6 protein-coding genes are annotated in these 6,750 nt (G+C 71.7%); 4 read left to right on the top strand and 2 right to left on the bottom strand.

What is annotated here, in order from left to right; all coding sequences use genetic code 11:
• Positions 1-110: 110 nt before the first annotated feature.
• The gene (locus ACWF94_RS28930) at positions 111-2,324 is read right to left on the bottom strand and encodes an MMPL family transporter (protein ID WP_453494773.1); all 2,214 of its coding nucleotides are present in this window, start codon (positions 2,322-2,324) and stop codon (positions 111-113) included.
• 399 nt (positions 2,325-2,723) lie between these two features.
• Between ACWF94_RS28930 and ACWF94_RS28935 the strand changes: the two genes are divergently transcribed.
• The 3 genes from ACWF94_RS28935 to ACWF94_RS28945 all read left to right on the top strand — a co-directional run bounded on the left by ACWF94_RS28935 (position 2,724) and on the right by ACWF94_RS28945 (position 5,470).
• Complete coding sequence (locus tag ACWF94_RS28935) at positions 2,724-3,941, top strand: sensor histidine kinase (RefSeq protein ID WP_453494776.1); 1,218 nt, start codon at positions 2,724-2,726, stop codon at positions 3,939-3,941.
• Between the two features lie 26 nt (positions 3,942-3,967).
• Positions 3,968-4,708, top strand: a complete 741-nt coding sequence (locus ACWF94_RS28940; protein ID WP_453494779.1) for a response regulator — start codon at positions 3,968-3,970, stop codon at positions 4,706-4,708.
• A gap of 228 nt (positions 4,709-4,936) precedes the next feature.
• Entirely contained in the window at positions 4,937-5,470 is a 534-nt protein-coding gene (locus tag ACWF94_RS28945; protein WP_453494782.1) for a DUF7019 family protein, read from the top strand.
• 64 nt (positions 5,471-5,534) lie between these two features.
• On the opposite strand, the gene ACWF94_RS28950 is transcribed toward ACWF94_RS28945, so the two are convergent.
• Complete coding sequence (locus tag ACWF94_RS28950) at positions 5,535-6,272, bottom strand: GNAT family N-acetyltransferase (RefSeq protein WP_453494785.1); 738 nt, start codon at positions 6,270-6,272, stop codon at positions 5,535-5,537.
• Here ACWF94_RS28950 and ACWF94_RS28955 point away from each other — a divergent pair.
• The gene (locus ACWF94_RS28955; protein WP_453494787.1) at positions 6,177-6,512 is read left to right on the top strand and encodes an AMP-binding enzyme; all 336 of its coding nucleotides are present in this window, start codon (positions 6,177-6,179) and stop codon (positions 6,510-6,512) included. The genes ACWF94_RS28950 and ACWF94_RS28955 overlap by 96 nt on opposite strands.
• Positions 6,513-6,750 lie beyond the last annotated feature (238 nt).

The raw sequence follows: 6,750 nt of genomic DNA on the forward strand, positions 1-6,750 counted from the left end.
ACCTGCCGGGGGCCGCGTCCCGGCCGGGGGCCGGCCGCCACCGGGCCCCGGCCGCGCACCGGGCGCTCCCTCCCCGGTACGGCCGGCCGGCCCGGTGTGCCGTCCCCGTATCAGCGGCCCGGCGGGTGAACCGGACGGACCTCAGGAACCTGTGCGTCGTACGGAGGGACCTCCGGGTGCTCCGAGGCAGGGCGGGCGGCGGTCCGGCCGGGCCGCCGAGGCCACCACAGGCCGCGGCCCAGCAGCACGGCCACCGCCGGTACCAGCACGATCGACAGCACGAACGACGCCAGCACGATGCCCAGGGCGGTGGCGAAGCCGACCTCCTGGGTCGCCGGGCTGGCGACCAGGCTGGCGAAGGAACCCGCGAGCACCAGACCGGCGGTCGCGATGGCCGGTGCGGTGTGACGCACCGCCTCGGCCACGGCGTGCCGCACGGGGACCGGCTTGTCCATCTCCTCCTTGATCCGGTCGCTGATCAGGATGTTGTAATCGGTGCCCAGCGCCACGACGAAGAGGAACAGCACCAGCGGCAGGGTGAACGAGACACCCGGCCGGTCCAGCAGATGCTGGAAGGCCAGCGTGCCCGCACCGAGTGTCGCCGTGAACCCCAGCCCCACCGCGATCATGAGTACCAGGGGCGCCAGCAGCGAACGCAGCAGGAGGAACAGGATCAGGGCGATCAGGGCCGCCGCGATCGGGAAGACCAGCCGCAGATCCTTCTCCACGGCGGTCGCGATGTCGGCGAAGACGGCGGCCGTTCCCGTGATGTGCGCCTCGGTGTCCGCCGGGGTGTTCCGCTCGATCGCGGATCGGATGGGGCCGGACACCAGGTCACGCGCCTGCTGGGTGTCGGACTTGACGGACAGGATCACATCGATGCGGGCGGCCGTGCGGTCGGGGTTCAGGGCGGGCGGGGCCACCTGCCCCACCCCCTCGGCCCTGGCGAGCGAGCCGGCCAGCGCGGACAGCGCGTCCCCCCGCAGGGGGCCGGCGTCGCTGCGGACGTACACGGTGTGCGGGTCGGTGGCACCGGCGGGCAGACTGCGGGAGATCTCCGCGGCCACCCTGACGGCCTCGGTCCTGGGCTGCCCGGCCTGGTCGTAGCTCATCTTCACACCGAGCACACCGGCCGACAGCGCCCCGAGCAGGGCCAGGCTGCCGATGACACAGCGCACCGGCCGCCGGGTGATCGCCAGCCCGAGGCGCGCGCTGAACCCGCCGGGCCGTTCCTTCTTCCAGGCCCTGGCGGGCCAGAACATCGCGCGACCACTGACCGCGAGCAGCGCAGGCATCAGGGTGAGGCTCGCCAGCAGCATCACCAGCACGGAGACGGCGATGGCCGGACCGAGGACACGGAACTGCCCGAAACTGGCGACCCCCAGGGTGGCGAACGCGGCGACGATCGTCAGCCCCGCCGACAGGATGGCGTTGCCCACCCGGCCCGCCGTCGCTGCCGCCGCCGTGACGGCGTCCTGCTCGGGGTGGCTGCGCAACTGCTCACGGAACCGGAAGAGGAGGAAGAGGAAGTAGTCGATGCCGATGCCGAGCAGGACGACGGTGATCAGGGACGGTACGGACGCGTCGAGCTTGATGCCGAACAGTTCCGCCGACCCCGCCACCGCCCCGGCGGCGACGCCACCGATCAGCGCCACCGCGATCAGCGGCAGCAGCGCGGCGAGCACACTCCGGAACACCACCACGTTCAGGAGGACGATCAGCCCCATCGTCAGGACGCCGATGACCTTCTCGCGGAATTCCCCCGCTTCCACGGTGTCCACGGTGCCGGCGATACCGCCGGTGAATCCGACGCGCATGCCTATCTCGCCGAATTCCTCCTCGGCGGTGTCACGGAAGTCCCGGTAGACGTCCTGGAGTCCGGGGTCGCTCATGTTCCCGGTGACCGAAACCGAGAGCAGCTGGAAGGTCCCGTCGGGAGCGACCGTGGCCACGCCGACCCGAGGGGTCTGGGAGTGGTCCTTCATCAGCGGCTCGGGCCTGGGTGCGACGATTCGACGCTTACCCAGCTCAGTGGCGGTTTCGCTGATCTCCTTCCGGTCCTGGAAGGTCAGCTTCTTCCCGTCGGTCCTGGCGACGAGGACGGTTGCCGCGTTTCCGTCGGGCTTCGCGTCGAACTTGTCCTCGGCGATCTTCAGAGCCGCAGCCGAATCGTAGCCCCTGGGCAGGAAGTCACCCGCCTGAGAATCGGTGACACTGAACATCATGGATTTCCCCACGAGGGTCAGCGCCGCACCCAGGAGGGTCCAGACGATGATCGTCCACCACCGATGACGGGTGGCGAACGCTGTCAGACTGCGAATCATGTTTCTTCTCTCGGAAGTCGGCTTCATGGGCCCTCGCGGACTCTCCACAGCCCATCAGGGACGGCCCCGCTGAGGCATCGGCCGGGGGAAGGGGCCTCGACCGGGACCGGGGTCCGGGGCGCGGGGGACCCGGGACCATGGTCCTGGGCGGGTGTCGTCCCTGGTGAGGACGGCGGCGACGGTGTGATGTGATGCGATGGACCGGACGATGGTGCGGTCCGGTCACCCGACCGGACCGCGCCGCATCCCACGAGGCGGGCGCGGACTCCTGCCCGGGAAGGCGCGGACTCCTGCCCGGAGGTGCGCGGCACCCGCTCCGGAGTGCGCCGACGGCGCGTTCCTGACGGGGCCTGACCATCGCCCTCGTACCCCGTTCCCCTGTGTGAAGGAGGCGCCCGGATGGGCCCCGCCCCCCGTACCGCGCCCGCCGCCCGGCCCCGTGGCACCCGGCCGGACCGATCGCGGTGGCGGCGGCTCGCGGACGAGCGCGGGGTGATGTCCCCGGCGCTCCGCTGGCTGCGCAACGACGTCCTGGTCGCTCTCGTCGCCGCGATGGAGTTCCTCGACTACGCGGGATCGAGCTGGTCCGAAGGAAGGGAGATCTCCCCCGTCGGCGTGGCCCTGCTCACCCTGTCCGCCCTGCCGCTCCTGGTGCGCCGGCGCCATCCCCTGGGGGCGTTCGCCGCCGTACTGGCGCTCCTGACCGTCGCGAGCCTCGCGGTGCCCGTATCCCACGGCAACGGCGTCCCGGCCCTCTTCGCCATGTACGCGGTCGCCAGGGTCTGCCCGCCACGCACCACGGCGCTCGCCTGGGTGGCCGCCCTGCCGGTCCAGGTCCTCCGCGGTGTGTGGAACGGCGTGGCCCCGCTGGAGATCGTGGGAGAGACCGCGGGCCTCATCGTCGTCATCGGCCTGGCGCTGTGGGTCCGAAACTGGCGCCGGCACGTGGACCTCAACCGGGAACTCCTCGCCGAGCGCGTGGTGGCCGAGGAGCGGCGCCGTATCGCGCGGGAACTCCACGATGTGGTCGCGCACCACATCACCACCATGTACCTGATGTCCGGAGGTGCGCGGACCCATCTGGCACAGGACCCGGAGACGTCCCGGGAAGCCCTCGTCACCCTGGAGGCGTCGGCCCGCGCGGCGCTGCGCGAGATGCGCCAGATGCTGGGCGTGCTGCGTGGCGATGGCATCGACGACGCAGCACCGTCGCAGCCACAGCCGGGCGTCGGGGACATCGACGGACTGATCACCGAGTCCCGGGCCAGTGGTCTGCCCGCCCGGCTCCTCGTCACCGGCGAGCAGCACCCGCTGCCGACGACCGTCGGCCTCACCCTCTACCGGATCACCCAGGAGGCCCTGACCAACATCCGCAAACACGCGGGCCGCGCCTCCGCGGACGTCCACCTCGTCTATCTGCCCGGCCGTATCACCCTGGAGATCACCGACGACGGCACCGGCACCGGCCCCCGCCGGGCGCGGGGCACGCCGGGCGGGGGATACGGTCTGGTGGGAATGCGTGAGCGAGTCGCCGTGCACGGGGGCTCACTGGAAGCCGGCCGCCGCGAGGAGGGCGGCTTCAGGGTCGCGGCGACGGTGCCGCTGCCCCCGCCATGATGACGATGATCGAGGAGTACGGTGCGATGAGACCGGCCACCCCTGCCGGAGGCACCCCGGCCGACCCCCGAGCCACCGCCGCCCCGCCGGCGGACCGCTCCGGAACCATCACCGTACTCATCGCCGACGACCAGCCCCTGGTCCGCCGGGGCCTGGCCCTGATCCTGCGGTCCGCACCCGGTATCGAGGTCGTCGGCGAAGTCGGCGACGGCGAACAGGCAGTCGCCGCGGCCCACGAGCTGCGCCCCCGGGTGGTCCTGATGGACATCCGCATGCCCGTGCTCGACGGGGTGCGCGCCACCGAACGCCTCACCGCCGAACTGCCCGAGTGCCGGGTGCTCGCGCTGAGCACCTTCGACATCGACGAGTACGTCATCCGCGCCCTGCGTGCGGGAGCATCGGGGTTCCTCCCGAAGGACGTGTCCCCAGAGGAACTGGCCTCGGCCCTGCATACGGTCGACGTCGGTGAGGCCGTGGTGGCTCCCCGGATGCTGACCCGCCTGATCGCCACCTTCATCACCGAACCGACCCTCTCCACCGACCTCTCCGAACTCACCCCTCGGGAGGTGGAGGTCCTGCGGTTGATCGCCTCGGGGCTCGACAACGGCGAGATCTCCCGGACCATGCGGATCGGCGTCCAGACCGTGAAGAATCACATCACCAGCGTCTTCGCCAAACTGAGGGTCCGTGACCGAGCCCAGGCCGTCATCGCCGCATACGAGTCCGGTCTGGTCCAGGCCCGCGCCGCCGGCGGCGACGGGCCGTAGCCCATCCCGTGCGGGCCGGGTCCTCCCGCCCGGGACCGTGATACGGGAAAGTGGCGCGGAGACAGGATCGGTCGTCCACGCGAAGGGTGGGGATTCATGCCGGGCAGTGCCGGGCGCGGCGGGCACGGCTCGTCGCCGCGCCACCTGTACCTGTCGCGGACCGGGCCGGGGGCTCTCGCGCCGCACATACCCTTGCCGCACCGTCGCCTGCTGGAAGCGAGGATCAGGATGGCAGCGGCCGGTGCCGCCGTGGGCCTCCGGCAGGCCGGCGACAGGCGTGCGGCCCGCCGGAGCGCCGCCGGGGCTCTGCTCCTCAGCGGCTGTCTGATGAGGCGCCGGGAGTGGATGGGAACCGTGGCCGCTCCCGGCCGCTACGTAAGGGACAGCGCATGGTTGCGCCACGGTGTGCTGCGCGACTACGCCGCCGAACTGGCCGTGTTCGCCGGCGTCGTGGACGGGGTGAAACTCGCCCTGATCGGCTCCCCGGACGGTCTCGTCGACACCACCTGGGAAGCGGCGACGGACCACGGCCTCGACTACTACCTCCTCCAGTACCTGAGACAGGACGCGGACAGCGCGCGCAGAAGGACCGAGGAGCCACCGGGACTGTCCTGGGAAGCCGCCGCCGACAGCCTGCTGGCGCCCGGTGTGCTGGCGTCGGACGAAGTCCGGATGGACTTCCTGGCCAAGCCGCTGTTCCAGAGCGACGGGGTGCTCGTTGCCACACCGGTCTTCGTCTCCTCCTCCTCTTCCTCCGGCTGACCGCCGGGACCCGCGGGGCCAGACGCCGGCCGCCGCCGACCGAAGGCCCGAGGGCTCCAGGGCCTCAGTTTGCCTTGTGACGTGCGGTCCAGATCCAGCCCAGTGGGGTGAGGCCGAGAGTGCGGGCGACCGATTGAGAGGCGTGGTTGTCCGCGGTGGTGCTGTAGAAGAGCACGGTCCTGTTGCGGTGCTCACGCTGGTACCAGGCGGCTACGACGGCCGGTGCGAGGCGCTTGCCGCGGAAGTCGGGGCGGGTCCAGATGCCTGCCTCCGCGGCGGTGGCGTTCGACGCGGGTGTGAAGCAGATCGACACCGGCTCCCGGCCGTGGACGGCCATGGCCCACTCACCCATGCGCCCGTTGATCAGTTCGTTCCACTCGTCGGGCTGCCAGTTGTCAGGCCGGATCAGGTGTTGAGCGGTGCTCCGGCCGTCGGCGCCGGAGGGGATGACGGGGAGCGGGGCCGGGTCCGGGACGGCGAGACGGTCCGGGAAGACGAAACACGGGCCGCCTTCCACGGACACCGTCCGGTCGTCGAGGGATGCGACCAGACGGTGAAGTGCGTCGGGCAGCCGGCCGGCGCTGTACTCCTGCTCCATGCCGTCGATCGGCTCCATGCCGTCGATGGAGCCGGGGAGCGCGAGTCCGGGAGCGAGTGCCAGGAGACGTGCGTGGGGGGACCATGCCCACACCGCGAGCACGGATGGATCCCGCAGGGTTGCCCGAGGGGCGTCCGGGTCCGGTACGAGGCCGTAGTTCGCGTCGATCTCCAGGGCCAGCAGGCGTCCTTCGTTCCAGATCATGGCGAGAGGCTAGCTTCGCCGGCCGGCCCGGGCAGCGGAGTTTCCGCCGTCGTGGAGCTCAGACCCGGCCGGTCGGTCACGGCGGAGTGGCTCATCGCCCTGTGCCGCGAGTCCCTCGGCGGAGTACGGACCCCCAAGGAGGTCGTCTTCGTCGGCCGACTGCCCCGCAGTGTGAGCGGCAAGGTCCTCAAGAAGAACGTCCGCGCCCGGTTCTGGCCCGCCGGCGGCCGCGCCATCTGATCGGAGGGTTTCGGCATGGTCGCCCACACCGCCGGCCTCACCGATGCCAGAGCGTCTGACGTGGCAGGCAGGCAGGACCGGCCGGTGAGGTTGCCGGCGATCACGCACAGCCGGCCCCGCGGTTGGCCCGGGCGCGGACACCGCCGACGCACCCCCTCGGCGGGTGGGATCACCCCACCTGGCCGCGGTGCACGTCGACACCTCCGGCCCGATGGCCGGAGCGGTACGTCCCGGGGGC

The sequence above is a fragment of the Streptomyces sp. NPDC055078 genome (assembly GCF_053607985.1).

Excerpts from the sequence above, each read along its gene's own strand:
- ACWF94_RS28930 (WP_453494773.1), bottom strand. The coding sequence starts at position 2,324 with ATGATTCGCAGTCTGACAGCGTTCGCCACCCGTCATCGGTGGTGGACG.
- ACWF94_RS28935 (WP_453494776.1), top strand. The coding sequence starts at position 2,724 with ATGGGCCCCGCCCCCCGTACCGCGCCCGCCGCCCGGCCCCGTGGCACC.
- ACWF94_RS28940 (WP_453494779.1), top strand. The coding sequence starts at position 3,968 with ATGAGACCGGCCACCCCTGCCGGAGGCACCCCGGCCGACCCCCGAGCC.
- ACWF94_RS28945 (WP_453494782.1), top strand. The coding sequence starts at position 4,937 with ATGGCAGCGGCCGGTGCCGCCGTGGGCCTCCGGCAGGCCGGCGACAGG.
- ACWF94_RS28950 (WP_453494785.1), bottom strand. The coding sequence starts at position 6,272 with ATGATCTGGAACGAAGGACGCCTGCTGGCCCTGGAGATCGACGCGAAC.